Source organism: Bosea sp. AS-1, from assembly GCF_002220095.1.
Taxonomy (GTDB): Bacteria; Pseudomonadota; Alphaproteobacteria; order Rhizobiales; family Beijerinckiaceae; genus Allobosea.
This window is the reverse complement of the sequence record NZ_CP022372.1, coordinates 5,373,241-5,392,685: the sequence shown is the minus strand read 5'-3', so window position 1 is coordinate 5,392,685 and position 19,445 is coordinate 5,373,241. Positions and strand designations below refer to the sequence as shown.

At 66.8% G+C, this 19,445-nt stretch carries 20 protein-coding genes; 12 read left to right on the top strand and 8 right to left on the bottom strand.

Going from position 1 to position 19,445, the window contains the following annotated elements; genetic code table 11:
- Position 1: 1 nt before the first annotated feature.
- A complete protein-coding gene (locus CE453_RS27600; RefSeq protein ID WP_089177504.1) occupies positions 2 to 790 on the top strand; it encodes an ABC transporter permease in 789 nt (262 codons plus the stop codon).
- An 8-nt stretch (positions 791 to 798) separates the two neighbouring features.
- A complete protein-coding gene (locus CE453_RS27595; protein ID WP_089177503.1) occupies positions 799 to 1,860 on the top strand; it encodes an ABC transporter ATP-binding protein in 1,062 nt (353 codons plus the stop codon).
- A 156-nt stretch (positions 1,861 to 2,016) separates the two neighbouring features.
- Here the strand turns inward: CE453_RS27595 and CE453_RS27590 are convergent, their stop codons facing one another.
- The 3 genes from CE453_RS27590 to CE453_RS27580 are packed head-to-tail and all read right to left on the bottom strand — an operon-like array spanning position 2,017 to position 3,700.
- Complete coding sequence (locus tag CE453_RS27590) at positions 2,017 to 2,691, bottom strand: methyltransferase family protein (protein ID WP_089177502.1); 675 nt, start codon at positions 2,689 to 2,691, stop codon at positions 2,017 to 2,019.
- A gap of 18 nt (positions 2,692 to 2,709) precedes the next feature.
- The gene (locus CE453_RS27585) at positions 2,710 to 3,060 is read right to left on the bottom strand and encodes a hypothetical protein (RefSeq protein WP_089177501.1); all 351 of its coding nucleotides are present in this window, start codon (positions 3,058 to 3,060) and stop codon (positions 2,710 to 2,712) included.
- Between the two features lie 43 nt (positions 3,061 to 3,103).
- A complete protein-coding gene (locus tag CE453_RS27580) occupies positions 3,104 to 3,700 on the bottom strand; it encodes a TetR/AcrR family transcriptional regulator (RefSeq protein WP_282568789.1) in 597 nt (198 codons plus the stop codon).
- A gap of 54 nt (positions 3,701 to 3,754) precedes the next feature.
- On the opposite strand from CE453_RS27580, the gene CE453_RS27575 reads away from it, so the two are divergent.
- Positions 3,755 to 4,699: an NAD-dependent epimerase/dehydratase family protein gene (locus CE453_RS27575; protein WP_089177499.1), complete on the top strand. Its 945-nt coding sequence runs from the start codon at positions 3,755 to 3,757 to the stop codon at positions 4,697 to 4,699.
- A 251-nt stretch (positions 4,700 to 4,950) separates the two neighbouring features.
- Positions 4,951 to 6,098, top strand: a protein-coding gene (locus tag CE453_RS27570) for an IS3 family transposase (protein ID WP_089173036.1) whose coding sequence is annotated in 2 segments (ribosomal slippage) — positions 4,951 to 5,200 and positions 5,200 to 6,098 — 1,149 coding nt in all. Because the reading frame shifts where the segments join, the coding sequence is not laid out codon by codon here.
- A 412-nt stretch (positions 6,099 to 6,510) separates the two neighbouring features.
- Here the strand turns inward: CE453_RS27570 and dut are convergent.
- The 3 genes from dut to CE453_RS27555 form a co-directional block, all read right to left on the bottom strand.
- A complete protein-coding gene (gene dut / locus CE453_RS27565; protein ID WP_089177498.1) occupies positions 6,511 to 6,885 on the bottom strand; it encodes a dUTP diphosphatase in 375 nt (124 codons plus the stop codon).
- 5 nt (positions 6,886 to 6,890) lie between these two features.
- Entirely contained in the window at positions 6,891 to 8,165 is a 1,275-nt protein-coding gene (locus tag CE453_RS27560) for a phosphopantothenoylcysteine decarboxylase domain-containing protein (RefSeq protein ID WP_089177497.1), read from the bottom strand.
- Between the two features lie 99 nt (positions 8,166 to 8,264).
- A complete protein-coding gene (locus CE453_RS27555) occupies positions 8,265 to 8,768 on the bottom strand; it encodes an Lrp/AsnC family transcriptional regulator (RefSeq protein ID WP_089177496.1) in 504 nt (167 codons plus the stop codon).
- A 124-nt stretch (positions 8,769 to 8,892) separates the two neighbouring features.
- Between CE453_RS27555 and CE453_RS27550 the strand changes: the two genes are divergently transcribed.
- From CE453_RS27550 to CE453_RS27535, 4 genes are all read left to right on the top strand, one after another.
- Positions 8,893 to 9,918, top strand: coding sequence for an ABC transporter substrate-binding protein (locus CE453_RS27550; protein WP_089177495.1), 1,026 nt, complete (start codon positions 8,893 to 8,895; stop codon positions 9,916 to 9,918).
- A 4-nt stretch (positions 9,919 to 9,922) separates the two neighbouring features.
- Positions 9,923 to 10,675, top strand: coding sequence for an ABC transporter permease (locus CE453_RS27545; RefSeq protein WP_089177494.1), 753 nt, complete (start codon positions 9,923 to 9,925; stop codon positions 10,673 to 10,675).
- Entirely contained in the window at positions 10,651 to 11,427 is a 777-nt protein-coding gene (locus CE453_RS27540; protein WP_089177493.1) for an ABC transporter ATP-binding protein, read from the top strand. The genes CE453_RS27545 and CE453_RS27540 overlap by 25 nt, the downstream gene beginning before the upstream one ends.
- Before the next feature lie 91 nt (positions 11,428 to 11,518).
- A complete protein-coding gene (locus tag CE453_RS27535; protein ID WP_198302225.1) occupies positions 11,519 to 13,720 on the top strand; it encodes a protein-disulfide reductase DsbD family protein in 2,202 nt (733 codons plus the stop codon).
- 11 nt (positions 13,721 to 13,731) lie between these two features.
- On the opposite strand, the gene CE453_RS27530 is transcribed toward CE453_RS27535, so the two are convergent.
- Positions 13,732 to 14,937, bottom strand: coding sequence for a penicillin-binding protein activator (locus CE453_RS27530; protein ID WP_248307897.1), 1,206 nt, complete (start codon positions 14,935 to 14,937; stop codon positions 13,732 to 13,734).
- A 172-nt stretch (positions 14,938 to 15,109) separates the two neighbouring features.
- Between CE453_RS27530 and rsmI the strand changes: the two genes are divergently transcribed.
- The 3 genes from rsmI to gshB all read left to right on the top strand — a co-directional run bounded on the left by rsmI (position 15,110) and on the right by gshB (position 17,419).
- Entirely contained in the window at positions 15,110 to 16,018 is a 909-nt protein-coding gene (gene rsmI / locus CE453_RS27525; protein ID WP_089178187.1) for a 16S rRNA (cytidine(1402)-2'-O)-methyltransferase, read from the top strand.
- Positions 16,015 to 16,410, top strand: coding sequence for a YraN family protein (locus tag CE453_RS27520; protein ID WP_472840967.1), 396 nt, complete (start codon positions 16,015 to 16,017; stop codon positions 16,408 to 16,410). The genes rsmI and CE453_RS27520 overlap by 4 nt, the downstream gene beginning before the upstream one ends.
- Before the next feature lie 70 nt (positions 16,411 to 16,480).
- Positions 16,481 to 17,419, top strand: coding sequence for a glutathione synthase (gene gshB / locus CE453_RS27515; protein WP_089177491.1), 939 nt, complete (start codon positions 16,481 to 16,483; stop codon positions 17,417 to 17,419).
- An 81-nt stretch (positions 17,420 to 17,500) separates the two neighbouring features.
- Here the strand turns inward: gshB and CE453_RS27510 are convergent, their stop codons facing one another.
- Positions 17,501 to 18,280: a HesA/MoeB/ThiF family protein gene (locus tag CE453_RS27510; protein WP_089177490.1), complete on the bottom strand. Its 780-nt coding sequence runs from the start codon at positions 18,278 to 18,280 to the stop codon at positions 17,501 to 17,503.
- Between the two features lie 151 nt (positions 18,281 to 18,431).
- Here CE453_RS27510 and CE453_RS27505 point away from each other — a divergent pair, with 151 nt between their 5' ends.
- Positions 18,432 to 19,433 (top strand): BMP family lipoprotein, encoded by a 1,002-nt coding sequence (locus CE453_RS27505; RefSeq protein ID WP_089178185.1) that lies wholly within the window; start codon positions 18,432 to 18,434, stop codon positions 19,431 to 19,433.
- The last annotated feature ends 12 nt before the right edge of the window (positions 19,434 to 19,445 follow it).

Here is a 19,445-nt window from a genome sequence, read left to right as displayed (position 1 = left end):
CATGTCCCGCTCCACGATCGTCCTGGCGGTTCTGGTCGCGATCCTGCTGGCGGGGCCGATGTTCATCGTCGTGCCGATGTCGTTCAGCACCGCGCCCTCGCTGGAATTCCCGCCGCCGGGCTTCTGGCTCGGCTATTACCGGCGCTTCTTCTCCGATCCCAACTGGACCGGGCCGCTGTTCAACAGCTTCGCCATCGGCTTCGGTACCATGGTCCTCGCGATGCTCTTCGGGGCACCCGCCTCCTTCGCCCTGATGCGCTACCGCTTCCGTTTCCGCGGCGCCTTCCGGATGCTGGTGCTCTCGCCCCTGATCGTGCCCCATATCGTGATGGCGCTGGGCTACTACACCTATTTCGGGTCTCTCGGATTGGTGCAGAGCATGACCGGCGTCATCCTCGCCCATACCTGCCTGACCATCCCCGTGGTGGTGTTGACGCTGACCTCGGCGCTCGCCAATTTCGACCGCCGCGTCGAGAACGCCGCCGCCGGCCTCGGTGCGCGCCCGCTCACGACCTTCCGGCTGGTGACTTTCCCGATCCTGCGCCCGGCCTTCCTGGTCGCGGCCCTGTTCGCCTTCATCCATTCCTTCGACGAGACCGTGATCGCGATCTTCATCTCGGGCCGCGACAGCGCGACGCTGCCGCGGCAGATGTTCAACAGCTTCCAGATGGAGGCGGACCCTGCGATCTCGGCAGCCTCCTCGCTGCTGCTCGCCGCCGTGCTCGTCGTCATTGGCGCGCGTTGGGCCGCGCGCCTCGTCAAACCGCAGCCTGCCCGCGCGAGGGCCTAGGACAGATCATGAAGAACGCCCGCGCTCTCTCCCTGCGTGCCCTCTCGAAGAGCTATCTGGCCGGCCAGAATGCGGTCGACAGCATCGATCTCGAGATCGAGCCCGGCGAGTTCGTCTCCTTCCTCGGCCCCTCGGGCTCCGGCAAGACGACGACGCTGATGATGATCGCCGGCTTCGCCAAGCCGAGCAGCGGCGAGATCGCCATTGGCGGACGCAAGATCGACAGCGTCGAGCCCTATGACCGCAATATCGGCATGGTGTTCCAGAACTATGCCCTGTTCCCGCATATGAGCGTCGCCGACAATGTCGGCTTCCCGTTGCGGATGCGGCATGTGCCGAAGGCGCAGGCTACGAAGCGCGTCGCGGACGCGCTCGCCATGGTCGGCCTCGCCGATTTCTTCGACCGCAAGCCGGCCGAGCTCTCCGGCGGTCAGCAGCAGCGCGTCGCGCTGGCGCGGGCACTCGTCTTCGAGCCCGATGTCGTGCTGCTCGACGAGCCGCTCGGCGCGCTCGACAAGGCACTGCGCGAGCAGATGCAGATCGAGCTGAAGCGCATCCATCGCGAGCTCGGCGTGACCATGGTCTATGTCACGCACGACCAGGGCGAGGCGATGGCGATGTCGGACCGCATCGCAGTGTTCAACCGCGGGCGGATCGAGCAGATCGGCAGTCCGAGCGAGGTCTATGCGAAACCGCAGACGCGCTTCGTCGCCTCCTTCATCGGCGACAGCAACCTGATCGAGGGCGTCGCCGGCCGCGATGGCGTCGTCGACCTGGCCGGCTTCGGTTCGATCGCGACCGGGCGTGGCGATCTTGCCCCGGGCATGTCTGTCGATGTCCTCGTCCGGCCCGAGATCATCCGCCTCTCCGAGGAGGGGCTCTCGCCGGGCGATTTCAGCTTCACCATCGACGAGATCGTCAATTACGGCGACAGCTTCCTGGTCATCGGCAGGAGCGGCGGGCAGGAGCTGCGCGCCCGCGTGCCCGGCCTCGACATGCCCGCGCTCGCCCGGGGAGAGCGTTGCGGCATCTGCTGGCCGAAAGAGCGCGTTCACGTCGTTCCAAGGTGATTTCAGTCCTGCAAAGCCGGGGACCAGTGCTTGAGTTCATTCTCAAGCTATTCAATGAGCGCCAGCGCAGGCCGCGCGGACGTTCCGCGCCACAAACAAATATTGGATTACTGCGCGCAGGCTGGTGGCTTGAAGATGAGCCTCCCTTGCTGGTGCTCACCAGATACCGGGGACGAGCCGGTAGCGCACCTCCCGCGTATAGGCCTCGTAGCCTTCCAGTTCACTACGCAGCATCGTTTCCTCGTCGCGGATGCGCAGCATCAGGATCGGGAGGGTGCAGGCGGCGGGAAGAAGGCCCCACCAGGAGCCGAGCGCCAGCGGCGTACCCAGCACCATGACCAGGACGCCAAGATACATCGGGTGGCGGACGAGGGCGTAGGGACCGGTGCTGATCACGCTCTGCCCTTCCATCCTCTCGATGGTCGAGGCGCCGTAGCTGTTCTCCCGAAAGACACGCAGATCGATCATCAGCCCCAGGGCGACGAGCGCGTTGCCGAGGATCGCGAGCCAGGCCGGAACCTGCGACCAGCTGAAACGGTGATCGAAGGCAGAGACTACCAGCATCAGGATGAGCGCGATGAAGGCCAGCGTGATGATGATCTTCTGCGCCGGCCTGGTTTCGGCACTCGGCCCGGCCTTCATGCGGCGTTCGAGCAGGGCCGGATCGGTCAGCGCGAGATAGACGCCTATCGCATTGGTCGACAGGCTGAAGACCACGATGAACGCCCAGCCCTGCCAATAGACCAGCGTGCCGGCCGGCAGGAAGATCAGCGCGGCGAGAACGATCAGCCCGATGACGACCGCCTTGAGGGTGCGCCAGAACAAGTCCATCACGTCCTCCTTCAGCTGCTACCAGCCTGCCACGGAGAGTCCGACGACCGCCCCCATCAGGCACCAGCCAGGATGCCGGCCGCGGCTGGCGATGGCGTTGCCGATCGCCGCATAGCCATAGGCGACGATCGCGACCGCGATGATCCCATGGCGGGCGCTCTCGGATCCCAAGGCCGGCGCGGAGATCAGCAGCGCGCCGATGCCGATCCAATCGACGGTGCTCGCCTGCCAGACCATCCGGAGCAGGCGGCGGATGCGCGGCGACGCGATCCGGGCCCTTGGAAAGACCTGCAACTCCGCGATCGCGCCGTGCAGGATGGAAACAAGGATCGCCAGCAAACCAGCGCTCTGAAGCGCGATATCCCTCATGGCAAAGCTCTTTCGATCGATCGGCGCCGCTTTGCGCGAGCTCTCAGCGCGTCTGCCTTTGCAATCCCCGCCATGTCGTCTCCAGGACGATCTCCACGATCTCCGCGCGGCGCGGCCCCGGATGGTCGAGCCACCACACTGCAATCGCGTGGAGGCCCTCTTTCAGGAACGCAGCACTCGCCTGTAGGCGCCATGGCGCCCAGCCGGGCATGAATGTGGTCAGCAAGGCGGCGATGCCGGCGGACGCGCCTGCCTGGACCTCGCGCGAGACCTGCGCCGCAACCGGATCACCAGCCGGGATCGTCAGCAGCACTCGGGCGGCCTCCGGTGCCTGCTCAACGAACGCGAGAAAGGCATCGACCGAGCGGCGAAATCTCTGCTCGGGACCCGCACCCTCCTGCGCGATCGCCTCGCCCCTGGCGAGAAGGCCGTCGCGGATGGACTGAAGCACCGCCAGGAACAGCGCCTGCTTCGACGGAAAATGATCGTAGAGCACCGGCTTGGTGATCCCCGCACCCGCAGCGATCGCATCCATCTTCGTCGCGTCATAGCCGTCGCGGGCGAAGGCGGAAATGGACGCCGCGATGATCCTGGCCCGACGCCCTTCGGCGCTTAAACGCTTGCGCACCCTTGAATCCATCACGGGTAACACTAACCTACTCATGAGTAGGTTAGCAAGCAAAGGGGTGCTGCCATGCGCATTTTCGTTGCCGGCGCGACGGGCGCTGTGGGACGCAGCCTGGTTCCGCGTCTGGTTGCTAAGGGCCACAGCGTCGCCGGATTGACGCGCAGCCCGGCAAAATCTGGTTTTCTGCGGGAGCTCGGCGCCGAGCCTGTCGTCGCCGACGCGCTCGATCGAGCGGCCATCCATGCCGCGGTCGTCGCCGCACGCCCGGACGTGATCGTGCATCAGCTGACGGATCTGAAGGGGGCTTCGGACCTGCGCCATTTCGGCCGTGTCTTCGCGAACAGCAACCGGCTACGCATGGCAGGAACCAACCACCTGCTGGCGGTGGCACAGGATTGCAGGGTGAAGCGGATCGTCGCGCAGAGTTTCTGCGGCTGGCCCTACGCCCGCGTCGGCGGTTTCGTGAAAACCGAGGACGACCCGCTTGATGACGATCCGCCGCGGGAGCTTCGCGGCACGCTCGACGCGATCCGCTATCTGGAGCGCGCAGTCACCACAACGCGGGGAGTAACCGGCGTCGCGCTGCGCTATGGGGGGTTCTACGGTCCCGGCACCGGCGTCTTCGATCCGACGATGATCGCACAGATCCGCAGGCGGCTTATGCCGCTGATCGGCGGCGGCTCGGCATGGTGGTCCTTCCTGCATATCGATGACGCGGCGGAGGCGACCGTGCTTGCGGTCGAGCGCGGCGAGGGCATCTACAACATCGTCGACGACGATCCCGCTCCCGTGCACGACTGGCTCACCGCGCTCGCCGCGATGCTTGGCGCGAGGCCGCCGTTCCGCATCCCGGCCTGGCTGGGCCGCCTTGCGGTAGGGGAGCATATCGTCGCCATGATGACGCAGTCGCGCGCGGGATCGAACGGCAAGGCTAGGCGCGAACTCGGCTGGTCGCCGCTCCATGCCTCATGGCGGCAAGGCTTTGCCGAGATCATCCATGACTTCGGCTGATCGCTATTCACCCAGTATCCCGGCCAGCTTGAAGGGGAAGCTGCCATCAAAGAACCTTGGCCAGTTGCACCAAGCGCCAAGAACGGAAGTTAGCCGCTTACCCGAGAGCCGACATTTCCGAAGCGGTGTCCATGGAGCCGTTTCACCCGGCTTGCCGGGAGTGACGGGATCGCGGCGACGGTAATCTGCATGGCCTGCTGCCGGTTTCGTGGACACCGAGATTAGGTGTTTCATGAAACCGGAGGTGGCGTATGCGGCGAAGACAGTTTGGGCGTGAGTTCAAGATCGAGGCGGTCCGCCTGATCAAGGATCGCGGAGTGAGTGTGGCGCAGGCGTCTCGGGACCTGGATGTCCATGAGAACCAGCTGCGCAAATGGGTGAAGCTCTTTTCTGCCGATCCTGCGCAGGCCTTTCCCGGCCACGGTCAGATGAAGCCGGAGCAGCTTGAGATCGAGAGGCTGCGGCGGGAGGTGGCCAAGCTCAAGGCGGAGCGCGATATTCTAAAAAAGGCCGCAGCCTACTTCGCGAAGGACGTGACATGAGGTTCACGTTCATTGCGAAGCACCGGGGGATCTGGCCGGTGGCGTGGCTTTGCGAAGCGCTGGATGTGTCGCGCTCGGGCTTTCATGCCTGGCTCAACCGATCGCCGAGCCGGCGTGCGCGCGACGACGCGGAGATTGGCGCCAGGGTCCGGGCAAGCTTCCTTGGTTCGGATCGCACCTATGGTGCCAGGCGCGTCTGGCGGGACGTGCTGGCGGAAGGCATCGATTGCGGCCTGCATCGCATCGAACGGCTGATGCGCGCACAAGCTTTGCGCGCCAGGCCGCGTCGGCGCAGCCTGCCCAAGGATGATGGCCAACGATCGGCCATCGCCCCGAATACGCTCGGCCGGGAGTTCCACGCCGAACGGCCCAACCAGCGCTGGATCGCGGACTTCACCTACATATGGACCGCGGAGGGTTGGCTGTACGTTGCGGCCGTCATCGACCTCTTCTCCCGCCGGGTGGTGGGCTGGTCGATGAAGGCCGAGATGACCGCTCAACTCGTGACCGATGCGCTGATGATGGCGATCTGGCGCCGGGGAAAGCCGGATGCCCTGCTGCACCATTCGGACCAGGGCAGCCAGTATGCCAGCGAGCAGTTCCAGAAGCTCATGGCCGACAACGGCGTCACCTGCTCGATGAGCCGCTCGGGCAATGTCTGGGACAATGCCGCGATGGAGAGCTTCTTCTCCTCGCTCAAAACCGAGCGGATCAGAGGCAGGGTCTACCGAACACGCGACGATGCTCGTGCCGACGTGTTCGATTACATCGAGCGGTTCTATAACGCCGTTCGCAGACACTCGACCATCGGCTACATCAGCCCGGTCGAGTTCGAAAAGAAGGTGGGATTAGCTTAACCGACTGTCCACGAAACCGGCAGCAGGCCAAGTAGAGGAGCCGACGAATGGAGCGAAGCTTTCCCAATTGAAAAGCGCGATCCGATCCGTGATGAGTTTGCTCAGCGGTGCGTCGCAATAGAATACCGCTTATTGGAAGCCGAGCGAAAGCTGGACGAATCGGTACGGCGAGAAAACGATCAGCTCGATAGAATCCGTGACCTGGAGTCTAAGGTAACTCGCTATCTCCAAATTCTGGTTCGTTTGGACCCAGACCACATTCCGTTTGGTGGCCGGGGAGGGGCTTGATAGGCCCGTATTTACGACCACTTGGGCTGATTGCGACGGAACGGCGGGGCAAACCCTCTTCCCCGAGATAATGAAGCCGGGCGCAAATCCGTCGGCATACGTCGGTACGAAGCTGGACCCAGAGTCAGCGCGGCTGCGCAACCCTGACGAGCTGCGCCGCGCTGCCTCTTAAACCGCGGAGCGCCGCAAGCAAGTCAGATCGCGAGTTCACCTTACCGAGGGGGGTGGCATGAATATCGCTGTCGACCGTTCCGGGGGCATTCAGCACCGTGACGCCGTGACGCAAGGCCAGCCCTGAGCGTGGCCGCACCTGTCCTTCGAAGCCTTCGGGCAGCTGCATCGCGAGTCCAGTCGGGATGAGCGCCCGCTCGCCGGGCGCCAATGTCAGGGGCGCCATGATCGCGGCGCGCAGGTCGAGCCCGGCCGCGCCGGTTGTCTCATAGGCGGGCAGGGGCAGATCGGCGCCATGCGGCAGCCTCAGCAACGCGACCGTCGTCATCGCGCTCAGGCTCCCTTGCCCGGCAGCAGCTGCGCCAGATGCGCGATGAGACGGCTTGCGACCTCCTCCTTCGGCAGCGTCGGCCAGGTCTCGACGCCCGTCGCCGTGACGAGATGCACGGTATTGGCGTCCCCGCCCATCACGCCCGTGCCGCCGACATCGTTGGCGACGATCAGGTCGCAGCCCTTCTTGGCGAGCTTGGCCTTGGCATAGTCGATGACGTTCTGCGTCTCCGCGGCGAAACCGACGACGAAGCCGGGTCGCCCCGTCTTGCGGTGCGCCACGGTGGCGAGAATATCTGGATTCTCCACGAGCGAGAGCGGCGGCAGCTTCCCGCCATCCTTCTTCATCTTCTCCGATGCGGCATCGGCGACGCGCCAGTCGGCGACGGCGGCGGCGAAGATGGCGAGATCGGCGGGCAGCGCGGCCTCGACGGCCGCCAGCATCTCACGGGCGGATTCGACACGGATGGTCTCGACGCCTGTTGGATCGGGCAGGTTCACCGGCCCGCTGATCAGAGTCACGCGGGCGCCGGCTGCCGCGGCTGCGGCGGCGATGGCATGGCCCTGCTTTCCGGAGGAGCGGTTCGCGATGTAGCGCACCGGGTCGATCGGCTCATGCGTCGGTCCTGAGGTGATGAGGACATGCTTGCCGGCGAGCGCGCTGCCGGCGTGGGCATGCTCGCCGCCCGGCAGCCGGCCGAGGAAGCCGATGGCGCGCGTCGAAGGCTTTTCGCCGGCCAGTGCCAGCTCGATCGCGGCGAGGATTTCCGGCGGCTCGGCCATCCGGCCCGGCCCGCTTTCTCCGCGTTCGGCCATGGCGCCGCTATTCGGACCGACAACGAGGACACCGTCCTTTTCGAGTTGCGCCATGTTTCGCCGCGTCGCCGGGTGCTGCCACATGCGCGGGTTCATCGCCGGCGCGATCAGCACGCGCTTGTCGGTGGCGAGCAAGGCCGTCGAGGCAAGGTCGTCAGCATGGCCGTTCGCCATCTTGGCGATGAGGTCGGCGGTCGCCGGCGCCACCACCACGAGATCGGTCGAGCGCGAGAGCTGGATATGGCCGATATCGGCCTCGTCCGTCAGCGAGAACAGGTCGGTGAAGCAGCGTTCCCCCGCCAGCGACGAGACCGAGAGCGGCGTCACGAACTGTTCGCCCGCCTTGGTCAGGATGCAGCGCGAGGCGATGCCGCGGTCCTTCAGTCGGCGGATGACTTCGAGCACCTTGTAGGCGGCGATGCCGCCGCCGATGATCAGGAGAACGGAGCGGGAAGCGGACAAGGCGGCTCCTTGGGCAAGGCGTCGTGTTGCCCGCTTCCTAGCATTCGCGGCAGCGCTCTGTCATGCGCCGGAACGGCCGGCCGCAGCGCACCTGCCGGCTCAGTGACGCGGCAGCTCCGGCACTTTGTAGGCCGTCGTCGCCTTGATCCGCTCCATGGCGAAGCGCGAGGTGACGTTCTTGAGCGGGATCGTCTCGATCAGCTTCTTGTAGAAGCCGTCATAGGCGGCCATGTCGGCGACGACGACGCGCAGCATGTAGTCGACGTCGCCGGCCATCCGGTAGAACTCCATCACCTCCGGCATGGCCGCGACGGTCTGCGCGAATTTGTCGAGCCAGGGGCCGGAATGGTCGGCGGTTTCGATCTGCACGAAGACGGTGAGGCCGAGTCCGATCTTCTCCGGCGAGACCAGGGCGACGCGCTTCAGGATGACGCCGGCCTGCTCCAGCTTCTGGATGCGCTTCCAGCATGGGGTCTGCGACAGCCCGACCCGATCGGCGAGATCGGCGATCGAGATGTTGGCGTCGGCCTGCAGCACCGTGAGAATCTTGCGATCGATGGCGTCCATTCTCTGAAACCCGTCCTGTAGAAAAATCTGTTCCATAGATTGATCTCAAGAAAGAATAAATTTCTTTTTCAAGTCGATCTATTGCATCCAGATAGAAAATCCTTTTCTCCATCTGTCAATGGGTGCCGTTTCGGCGCCGTCTTGCGAGAGGATTTGAACGATGGATCGCCGCCAGTTTCTCATTGCGGGTGCGACCCTTGCGGCGGCGTCTCCGTTTGCCGGCGCGGCGCGCGCACAAGGCGTCACAGCCCGGGTGGGTTACATCCCGATTGTCGGCACCGCGCCCTTCTTTGTCGCCAATGGCGAGGGCTGGCTGAAGCAGGGCGGCATCGAGACCGCGATTACCGTCTTCGAATCCGGTCCGAACATGATTCAGGCGCTCGCCTCCGGTACGATCGACATCTATGTCGCCGGCGTCGCCCCGCTCGCCGTCGCTCGTTCGCGCGGCGTCGACATCCGCGTCGTCGCCTCGACGGCGGTCGGCGAGAACGTGGTGGTCACCGCGCCGTCGCTGACGAAGTTCTTCACCGACGGAGTTGCTCCTGCCGCCGCTTTCAAGGCCTTCCGCGCCGCCAACGGCAAGCCGGCGCGCCTCGCGACCCAGCCGCCGGGCTCGGTGCCCGACACGGTGCTGGAATACTGGCTCTGGGAGGTCGCCAAGGTCGACAAGGCCGATGTCGCGATCGTGCCGATGGGCATCGACGCGACGCAGCAGGCGATCCTGGCCGGTGCGGTCGATGGTGGCACGGTGCGCGAGCCGGCCTTGACCATCCTCCAGACCCGCAATCCGCAGATCAAGCTCGTCGCGGGTGGCGAGGAGGTCTTTCCGGGCCAGCCCGGCACGGTCGTCGCGGTTTCGGGCGCCTTCGCCACCAAGAACCCGGACGCGGTGCAGGCCGTCGTCAATGGCCTCGTCAAGGCGGCTGCCCTGATCAAGACCGATCCCGACAAGGCCGCGCCCCATGTCGCCGCGGCGCTCGGCAAGGGCATCGTCGACCCCGCGCTGATCCGCAAGGCGCTGGTCTCGCCGGCCAGCCGTTTCGAGATCGATCCGCGCAAGATCATCGAGCCGGCACGCGCCATGCAGGCCTATCAGGTCAAGCTCGGATCGCTCGACAAGGAAGCGCCCTTCGACGGCCTGTTCGAGACGCAATACTACGAGCGCGCGGTCAAGGCGGGCGGCTGATATCGTGAGGAGACTACGGGCTCCGGCCCTTGCCTTTCTCGGCCTCGCCGCCTTCCTGCTGATCTGGGAGGCGGTCCCCTATTTCGGCTGGGTGAACCCCGCCTTCCTGCCGCCGCCGAGCGCGCTGCCGAAGGCCTTCATGCGCGAACTTTCCTCGGGCGCATGGTTCGCAGCGATCCTCGGATCGCTTTGGCACTATTTCGTCGGCCTTTTCGTCGGTGCGGGCCTCGGCATCGCGCTCGGCGTCCTGATCGGCATGTCCAAGACTGCCGAGGAGGCGACGGCCTGGGTCGTGCGCGTGCTGCGGCCGGTGCCGGGCCTCGCCTGGGTGCCCTTCGCCATCATCTGGTTTGGCGTCACGCCGGGCGCCGCGGTCTTCATCATCGCGGTCGGCGTATTCTGGATCAGCTTCTTCGCGGCACAGGGAGCGATCCGTGGCGTCGACCGCGATCTCGTCGAGGTGGCGGACGCCTTCGGCTTCCGTTCGCCCTGGCAACGGCTGTTCAAGATCCTGCTGCCGGCGGCGATGCCGGGCATCCTCGTCGGCTTCCGCACGGCGCTGGGCCAGGCCTGGATGGCGGTGGTCGCGGCTGAGATCTTCGGTGTCGCCGGTGTCGGGCAGCGCATGATGCAGGCGTCCAGCCTGCTCGCGACCGATATCGTCGTGGTCTACATGCTGACGATGGCGGCGCTCTATGGCCTGCTCGACACGGCCTTCGTCGCCTTCCAGAGATGGGTGCTGCGTTGGAAAGCGTGATCGACATCAAGGGCCTGTCGCTGACCTTCACGCGCGACGGCGAAGAGACCGAGGTGCTGCGCAAGCTCGACCTGTCGATCGGGCGCGGCGAGTTCCTCGCCATTGTCGGCCCATCCGGCGTCGGCAAGTCGACCTTGCTGCGCGTCATTGCCGGACTGGCCAAGCCGAGCGGCGGCGAGGTCGTCATCCACGCCAAGGATCGGACGCGACGTCCCGTCGCGCTGGTCTTCCAGGATTCGCGGCTCCTGCCCTGGCGCAAGGTGATCTCCAATGTCGGCTTTGGCCTCGAAGGCAGGACGTCGCGTGGCGAGCGGCTGAAGAAGGCGCAGGCGATGCTCGATCTGGTGGGCCTGGGTGGGCTGGCACAGCGCTGGCCGCACCAGCTCTCCGGCGGCCAGCGCCAGCGCGTTTCGCTGGCCCGTGCACTGGCGGTCGAACCCGAGATCCTGCTGATGGACGAGCCCTTCTCCGCGCTTGATGCGTTGACGCGCGAAAACCTGCAGGACGAGCTGATCCGCGTCTGGCAGCGCACCGGCAAGACCGTGCTCTTCGTCACGCACGATATCGACGAAGCTGCCTATCTCGCCGACCGGGTGGTGATCCTGTCGGGCGCGCCGGGACAGATCATCGCCGAGCATCGCATCGACGCGGCTCGTCCGCGCCGGCGCGGCGCCGCTGCCGAAGCCGAGATCGTTCGTGCCGTCCGGCAGGGGCTCGGCGCGGACATCGTCGCGGATGGCGCGGCGATCTGAAGCACCGCAACTTCGCCTCACCGGCTTGTCATTGGCATGTAGAGGCCGTTTGAGGCATCTGGCAGTCATGACGAAGGACGGAAGCGGAACGATGATGCGCCAATTCGACGGGTGCGACGGCGCGAAGAGCGGCGTTGCCCGCCGGCTCCTTGCGGGCGCGCTGTTGGCGCTGGGGCTGATGTCGCCGGGCATGGCGCTCGCCGCCGAGTCTGTCGCCGTCACCTCGCCGCGCGTCACCGCGACCCTGCTGTCTGGCCGCGACAGGGTGGCGCCCGGCGAGCGTTTCCGTGTCGCGCTCGTCCAGAAGCTCGCGCCGCACTGGCATACCTATTGGCTGAACCCCGGCGATTCCGGCGAGCCGACCCAGATCCACTGGAATCTCCCAGCCGGTGCCAAGGCGGGCGAGATCGCCTGGCCGGCGCCGCGCGCCATTCGCGTCGACCCGCTGGTGAATTTCGGCTTCGAGGGCGAGGTCCTGCTGCCGGTCGAGATCACGGTGCCGGCCGAGGCCAAGCCCGGCGAGACCTTCTCGCTCAAGGCGGAGGCGACCTGGCTGGTCTGCGAGAAGATCTGCATTCCCGAGGAGGGATCTTTCTCGCTCGATCTGCCCGTGAGCGCTGCCAGCCAGGCCGATGAGGCCGCGCAGCAGCGTATCGACGCTGCGCTCGCTGCGCTGCCAAAGCCTGCCGGCTTCCGCGGCAAGCTCGCTGCCGATGGCGACAGGCTCGCGCTTGCGTTGCCCGGCCTGCCGTCGGGTGCGAGCGATCTGCGTTTCTTCCCCTTCTCCGACTCGCTGATCGAGCATGCGGCCGACCAGCCTGCCAAAACCGGCGATGCGCCGACTCTGACGCTGACCCGTTCCAGCGCCTTCAAGCTGGGGCAGCCTGAAGTCTCGGGCGTCCTCACCTTCAAGCAGGGCGGTGAGCTGCGCGCTCTGACGCTGGTGGCGGATGCCGATCCGGCCCTGGTGGGCAAGGCGACGGAGCCTGGCGCGGCGACATCCCGTCCGGCGGTCGTACGGATCCCGGTTCCTGCGGAGGGCGCCGACCTCACCTTGCTTGCGGCGCTTGCCTTCGCCTTTGCCGGCGGGCTGATCCTCAACCTGATGCCCTGCGTGCTGCCGGTGCTGTTCATCAAGGCACTCGGCTTTGCGCAGACGGCGCATCGCAGCCGCGCCGAGACGCGCGAGCAAGGCCTGCTCTTCCTCTGCGGCGTGCTTCTGACCTTCCTGGTGCTGGCCGGCGCTGTCATCGCGCTGGGGAGCCTCGGCAGCAGCGTCGGCTGGGGCTTCCAGCTGCAATCGCCGCCACTCGTCATCGCGCTCGCGGTCGTCATGGTTCTGATCGGGCTCAACCTGATCGGCGCCTTCGAGATCGGGGGCTCTGTGGTCGGCCTCGGCGACGGGCTCGCCAGCCGGGGCGGGCGCCTCGGCGCTTTCATGACCGGCGTGCTCGCCGTCGTGGTCGCGACGCCCTGCACCGCCCCCTTCATGGGCGCGGCGATGGGCTATGCGGTGACGCAGCCGCCGGCAGCCGCGCTCTCCGTCTTCATGGCGCTGGCGCTCGGTTTCGCGCTGCCGGTCGTGGCGCTGTCCTTCGCCCCCGGCCTGCTCAGGCTGCTGCCGAAGCCCGGCCGCTGGATGCTGGTATTGAAGCAGGCCTTCGCCTTCCCGATGTTCGCGACGGCGATCTGGCTGATCTGGGTCGCCTCCGTGCAGACCGGTCCACAAGGCGTGCTGGCGGCACTGGTCGCCGTGCTGGCGGCCGGCTTCGTCGTGTGGCTGATCGGCGTGACGCGCGGTTCCCTGCCGCGCCGTGCCTTCGGCACGGTGCTGGCGGTGCTGGTCGCGCTCGGTGCCGGCTGGTTCACCGTCGAGAATGCCGTGCCGGGCACCAATACCGAGGCACGCGCCGGTGATGTCCAGGCCTGGTCGCCCGAGCGCGTCGCGGCGCTGCAGGCGGAAGGCAAGCCGGTCTTCGTGAATTTCACGGCGGCCTGGTGCATCACCTGCCTTGCCAATGAGCGCGTCGCGCTCTCGCGGCAGGAGGTGAAGGACGCCTTCACGAAGCTCGGCATCACCTATCTCAAGGCCGACTGGACCAACCGCGATTCGCGCATCGCGCAGGCGTTGGCCGAGCAGGGTCGGGCCGGCGTGCCGCTCTACCTGTTCTATCCGGGCCGCAAGGACGGGCAGGCCGAGATCCTGCCGCAGCTCCTGACGCCGGACATCATCGTCGCTGCTGCCGAGCGCGCGGCTGGCGGCGCTGCGAAGGCGGCTGCGAACCGCCCCTGACCAGGGCCGGCCTACGGCGCGCGCGGGCCGAGATCGCGCGGCGCCGCGTTGACCGTCACGATCTGGCCGTTGCGCAGTTCGAGCACCGCGAGCCCGCGCTCGACCTGCCCGTCCGGCCGGAAGCGGAAGACGCCGTCGGCGCCGGCAAAGCCCGAGGCATTGGTGAGCACCGATTCCGAGAAGCGCTGCGAGCCTTGCGTGCGGGCCAGCGCAGCGGCGAGCGAAACGGCATCGTAGGAGAGCGTGGCAGTCCGCGTGGGCGCGCTGTTGAAGCGCTGCTGGTAGCGTCCGGCGAAGGCATTGAAGCCGGCGGTGTCGGGCGAGGCGAACCAGCCGCCCTGGATCGCCTGGACCTGTGCGATGCTGCTGTCGTTCCAGACACCGGTGCCGAGCGGCTTCACCTTGCGGGGATCGAAGCCGGCCTGCTGCAGCGCCTGTCCGAGTGCCGGCATCGTATCCGCCGCGGCGGGCACGAAGAGCGCATCCGCCTGTTGCAGCGAGGGCATCAGTCGCTGCACGGCGGTGCGCATCGCGGCCGGATCGGAGCCGAAGCGCTCGATCGCCGCGACGCGGGCGCCGCGCGCCGCCACCGCTTGCTGGAAGGCGGCTTCGACGACCTTGCCATAGGCGGTATCCGGCACCAGCGCGGCGAAGGATTTGCGGCCCTGCTGCGAGGCATAACCGATGACGCGGTTGACGTCGTTTTCGGGCGGGAAGGAGAGCAGATAGACGCCGCGCGAGGCGACATTGGAATCGCTCGAGAACGCGATGACCGGCCGGTTGGCGCCCCGTGCGACCTGCCCCGCAGCCTGCACCGCCGGAGCGAAGAGCGGCCCGATGATGAGCTCGGCACCCTCCGAAATCGCCTGCTGGGTTGCGGCACGCGCACCTTCCGGCGTGCCGCGATCGTCCTTGACCAACAGCGTCAGGTCGGCGTTCGGGAATTCGGCCAGTGCCATCGCGGCCGCGTTCTTCAGCGAGTTGCCGACCACGCCGCCCTGACCTTCGGCGCCGAGTGGCAGGATGAGGCCGACCTTGACCTTGCCGGTGCCGATGGTTTCTCCGCTGGGCGCGGCCGGTTCCGTCGAGGTCGATCCATCGAAGCCGGGCAGGCCCGAGGTGCCGCCGCCGCAGCTTGCGAGCATCAGGCCGAGTGAGACGGCCAGTGCGCCCGCCTTGAACCGCAGAACCGGTGCGAAGTGCCGATGGTGCAACACGGGCGATCTCCAGTCGTGACCGGGCCGGCAAAGCCTTGCCCGGCGATACAGTCCCCCCGCGGGACTCTCGTGCCAGTGCGGCATGCTATTTTCAAGTTGTTAACTATAGGTTGCACAGGCAGCTGCGCACCCCGACATGGCGCGGGCGCGACGGCTGTGGCAGCTTGCGGCCATGTCGAACGCCGCCGATCCCCGCCCTGCCAGCTACACCGCCTTCGGGCTCAAGGCCGAGGCCGAGCCGCTGGCGCCGGGGTTGCATATCGTCGCGACGCCGATCGGCAATCTGCGCGACATCTCCTTTCGCGCGCTGGCGACCCTCGCGGCTGCCGATGCTATCCTGGCCGAGGATACCCGTACCTCGAAGACGCTGCTGGCGCATTACGGCATCTCGACCCCGCTCCTGCCCTATCACGAGCATAACGCGGCGCAGATGCGTCCGAAGGTGCTGGCGCGATTGCGCGAGGGCGGCAAGCTCGCTTTGATCTCGGATGCCGGCACGCCACTGGTTTCCGATCCCGGCTACAAGCTCGTCGCGGAATTGGTGGCGGAGGGCTTGCCGGTCACCGGCATCCCGGGGCCTTCGGCCGTGCTGGCCGCGCTGGTGCTGGCGGGGCTTCCGACGGACCGCTTCTTCTTCGAAGGCTTCCTGCCGCCCAAATCGGCCGCCCGCCGCACGCGCCTGACGGAGCTCGCCACCATCCCGGGCACGCTCGTCTTCTTCGAATCGCCGCGCCGTCTTGCCGAGATGCTGGCCGACGCGGCCGCGGTCTTCGGCACCCGTACCGGTGCCGTCGCGCGCGAGCTGACCAAGTTCCATGAGACGGTGCGACGCGGCACGCTGCCCGAACTCGCCGCTCATTACGAGACGGACGAGGAAGCGCGCGGCGAGATCGTCGTCATCATCGGCCCGCCCGGCGCCGACGAGTTGCTGCCGGCGGGCGATGTCATCGACGAGCGTTTGCGTGCAGCGCTCGTCGGGCTCTCGCTCAAGGAGGCGGTGGCTCAGGTCGCGGCCGAGACCGGCCAGCCGCGCCGCAAGGTTTATGCGCGCGCCCTCGAACTTACCCGCGGCGATCCGTGACGGAACGGGCGACGCGCGCCGAACTGCGCAGCCGCCGGGCGCGGCGTTCCGGCTTTTCCGGTCGGCGGGCGGAATGGCTCGCCATTCTCTGGCTCGGTGCGAAGGGCTACCGGCTGCTGGAGCGGCGCTTCGGCGGCAAGGGCGGTGAGATTGATATTGTCATGCGGCGCGGGCGCACGGTCGCCTTTGTCGAGGTCAAGGCCCGTGGTCGGCTGGAGGACGCGCTCACCGCCGTGACCGCCGAAAAGCAACGCCTGGTCGAGCGTCGCGTCCGGCAATGGCTCGCCCGCAATCCCTGGGCGATGGGCCACGATCTCAGGGCTGATGCGGTCTTCCTGGCGCCCTGGCGCTGGCCGCGCCATGTGCCGGCCGCCTTCGAGCTTGTCCTGTGATGCAGGGCGCCCCACTTGCAGGAACCGGGTCCGCGGCCCGATAAGAACTGCCTGCAACAGGAAGCCTGTCATGACTCTCAGCGTCGCCATCCAGATGGACCCGATCGAGCGCATCCGGATCGCCGGCGATACCGGCTTCGCGCTGATGCTGGAGGCGCAGGCGCGCGGCCACACGCTCTACACCTACACCCCCGACAAGCTCTCGCTGCGCGACGGCAAGGTCACGGCACCGATCCGCCCGGTCACGGTGCGCGATGTCGAGGGCGATCACTTCAGCGCCGGGGCGGAGGAGAAGATCGATCTCTCGACGCTCGACGTCGTGCTGCTCCGGCAGGATCCACCCTTCGACATGGCCTACGTCACCACGACGCACATGCTGGAGCGGATCCACCCGAAGACGCTTGTGGTCAACAATCCGGCCGAGGTCCGCAACGCGCCGGAGAAAATCTTCGTTACTCATTTCCCGGAGCTGATGCCGCCGACGCTGATCACCCGCGACAGGGCGGAGATCGAGGCCTTCCGCGACGAATACGGCGAGATCGTCATGAAGCCGCTCTACGGCCATGGCGGCGCGACCGTGTTCAAGACCGGCAAGGACGATCCGAATTTCGGCTCGCTCTTCGACCTCTTCAGCAACCTCTTCCGCGAGCCCTGGGTGGTGCAGGGTTTCATCAAGGAGGTCACGGAGGGCGACAAGCGCATCATCCTGATCGACGGCAAGGCAGCGGGCGCGGTCAACCGCGTGCCGGCCGTCGGCGATCTGCGCGCCAACATGGTGCGCGGCGGCGCGGCGCGGCCGACCGACCTGTCGAAGAAGGAGCTCGAGATCTGCGAGGCGATCGGCCCGGCCTTGCGCGAGCGCGGCCTGCTGCTGGTCGGCATCGACGTCATTCACGGCAAGCTCACGGAGATCAACGTCACGGCGCCGACCGGCGTGCGCGCCATCAAGAAGCTCGGCGGCCCCGACCTCGCGGCCGAGCTGTGGGACGTGATCGAGTCGAAGCGCTGAGGCTTCCGGCCAGAACGCGGTCATCCCGGATCGGCGCGGCTTCGCAGTTCGTCCGGGATGACGGCGGTTCGGTCGAAGAAATCAGGCCGCGACGCCGGTCCCATTCAGTGGATTGGCCTCGTCCCAGCCATAGCGCAGCGTCTCGAAGCGCATCGTCAGCGAATCGAGCAACAGCAGCTTGCCGACCAGCGGCTCGCCGAAGCCGGTGATGGCGCGCACCACCTCCAGCGCCATCAGCGAGCCGATGACGCCGGGGAGCGCTCCCAGCACGCCGGCTTCCGCGCAGGTCGGGATCGCGCCGGGTGGCGGCGCTTCGGGGAAGAGACAGCGCCAGGTCGGGTTCGGCCGTCCGTCCGGCCCGGTCTCATGGGCGCGGATCGTCGTCAGCGAGCCGTCGAAGCGCCCGAGTGCGCCCATCACCACCGGTCGATGCTCGTAGAAGCAGGCATCCGAGACGGCGTAGCGCGTGGCGAAATTGTCCGAGCCTTCGGCGACGATGTCGTAGAAAGCGATCATCGCCCGGGCGTTGTGCGGGTCGATGCGCGTGACATGCTCCTCCACCACGACATTCGGATTGAGCCGGCGGATGAACTCCGCGGCCGCGACGGCCTTGTGCGCGCCGATATCGTCGGTGGTGAAGATGGTCTGGCGCTGCAGGTTCGAGAGCGAGACGATGTCGTCGTCGACAATGCCAATCTTCCCGACGCCCGCCGCGGCCAGGTACTGGATCAGTGGCGCGCCGAGCCCGCCGGCACCGACGACCAGCACGCGGGCATTCTTCAGCTTCTGCTGCCCTGGCCCGCCGATCTCCGGCAGCACGATGTGGCGCGCATAGCGCTCGATCTCGTCGTCGTTCAGCATGGTGGCTCACGATACGACCGGAGGCCCGGCTTCGGCAATCGCGTCGCGCGGGAACTTGACCTTTCGCCAGCTTGGCCGCGCCGTCGCGCCATGCCATCGTGGCGTCATCGAGGGCCGGCCAACGGCGCCCGGCGTCAACAGGGGATATGCGATGCGTTTGGGTTCTCTCGCGGCGGCGCTGGCGGGCGTCGCGTTTTCTGCGGCGACGGCGCTTGCGCAGCAGCCGATCAAGCCGGCGGTCGTCTACGACAAGGGCGGCAAGTTCGACAAATCCTTCAACGAGGGCGTCTTCATCGGCGCGGACAAGTTCAAGAAGGAGACCGGCGTCGAATTCCGCGATTTCGAGCCGACCAATGATGCCCAGATCGAACAGGCGCTGCGCCGCTTCGCACGGGACGGCAATTCGCCGATCATCGCCGTCGGCTTCAGTCAGGCGACGGCCCTACAGAAGGTCGCCGCCGAGTTCCCGGATCTGAAGTTCACCATCATCGACATGGTGGTCGACCTGCCGAATGTGCAGTCGATCGTCTTCAAGGAGCATGAGGGCTCCTATCTCGTCGGCCTCCTCGGGGCGATGGCCTCGAAGACCGGCAAGCTCGGCTTCGTCGGCGGCATGGATATCCCGCTCATCCGCAAATTCGCCTGCGGTTACGTCCAGGGCGTCAAGGCGGCCAAGCCCGATGCCGAGATCTTCCAGAACATGACAGGCTCGACCCCGGCGGCCTGGGCCGACCCGGTCAAGGGTGGCGAGCTTGCCAAGTCTCAGATCGACCGTGGTGCTGATGTGATCTACCACGCCGCCGGCGGCACCGGCATCGGCGTGCTGCGCGCCGCGGCCGACGCCGGCAAGCTCGGCATCGGTGTCGACTCCAACCAGAACGCGCTCCATCCCGGCAAGATCCTGACCTCAATGCTGAAGCGCGTCGATGTCGCCGCTTACAACTCCTTCATGGCGGCGCGCGACGGCAGCTGGAAGCCGGGCATCTCCGTGCTCGGCCTCAAGGAGGGCGGCGTCGACTGGGCACTGGACGACAACAACAAGGCCCTGATCACACCCGAGATGAAGGCCGCTGCCGACAAGGCCAAGGCCGATATCATCTCGGGCAAGATCCAGGTCCACGACTACATGTCCGACCAGAAATGCACGATGTGAGGCGCGGGCCGC

Bases quoted from the DNA above. Each gene is read 5' to 3' on its own strand.
- CE453_RS27600 (WP_089177504.1), top strand. From the start codon at position 2: ATGTCCCGCTCCACGATCGTCCTGGCGGTTCTGGTCGCGATCCTGCTG.
- CE453_RS27595 (WP_089177503.1), top strand. From the start codon at position 799: ATGAAGAACGCCCGCGCTCTCTCCCTGCGTGCCCTCTCGAAGAGCTAT.
- CE453_RS27590 (WP_089177502.1), bottom strand. From the start codon at position 2,691: ATGGACTTGTTCTGGCGCACCCTCAAGGCGGTCGTCATCGGGCTGATC.
- CE453_RS27585 (WP_089177501.1), bottom strand. From the start codon at position 3,060: ATGAGGGATATCGCGCTTCAGAGCGCTGGTTTGCTGGCGATCCTTGTT.
- CE453_RS27580 (WP_282568789.1), bottom strand. From the start codon at position 3,700: ATGGATTCAAGGGTGCGCAAGCGTTTAAGCGCCGAAGGGCGTCGGGCC.
- CE453_RS27575 (WP_089177499.1), top strand. From the start codon at position 3,755: ATGCGCATTTTCGTTGCCGGCGCGACGGGCGCTGTGGGACGCAGCCTG.
- dut (WP_089177498.1), bottom strand. From the start codon at position 6,885: ATGACGACGGTCGCGTTGCTGAGGCTGCCGCATGGCGCCGATCTGCCC.
- CE453_RS27555 (WP_089177496.1), bottom strand. From the start codon at position 8,768: ATGGAACAGATTTTTCTACAGGACGGGTTTCAGAGAATGGACGCCATC.
- CE453_RS27550 (WP_089177495.1), top strand. From the start codon at position 8,893: ATGGATCGCCGCCAGTTTCTCATTGCGGGTGCGACCCTTGCGGCGGCG.
- CE453_RS27540 (WP_089177493.1), top strand. From the start codon at position 10,651: ATGGGTGCTGCGTTGGAAAGCGTGATCGACATCAAGGGCCTGTCGCTG.
- CE453_RS27535 (WP_198302225.1), top strand. From the start codon at position 11,519: ATGATGCGCCAATTCGACGGGTGCGACGGCGCGAAGAGCGGCGTTGCC.
- rsmI (WP_089178187.1), top strand. From the start codon at position 15,110: ATGTCGAACGCCGCCGATCCCCGCCCTGCCAGCTACACCGCCTTCGGG.
- gshB (WP_089177491.1), top strand. From the start codon at position 16,481: ATGACTCTCAGCGTCGCCATCCAGATGGACCCGATCGAGCGCATCCGG.
- CE453_RS27510 (WP_089177490.1), bottom strand. From the start codon at position 18,280: ATGCTGAACGACGACGAGATCGAGCGCTATGCGCGCCACATCGTGCTG.
- CE453_RS27505 (WP_089178185.1), top strand. From the start codon at position 18,432: ATGCGTTTGGGTTCTCTCGCGGCGGCGCTGGCGGGCGTCGCGTTTTCT.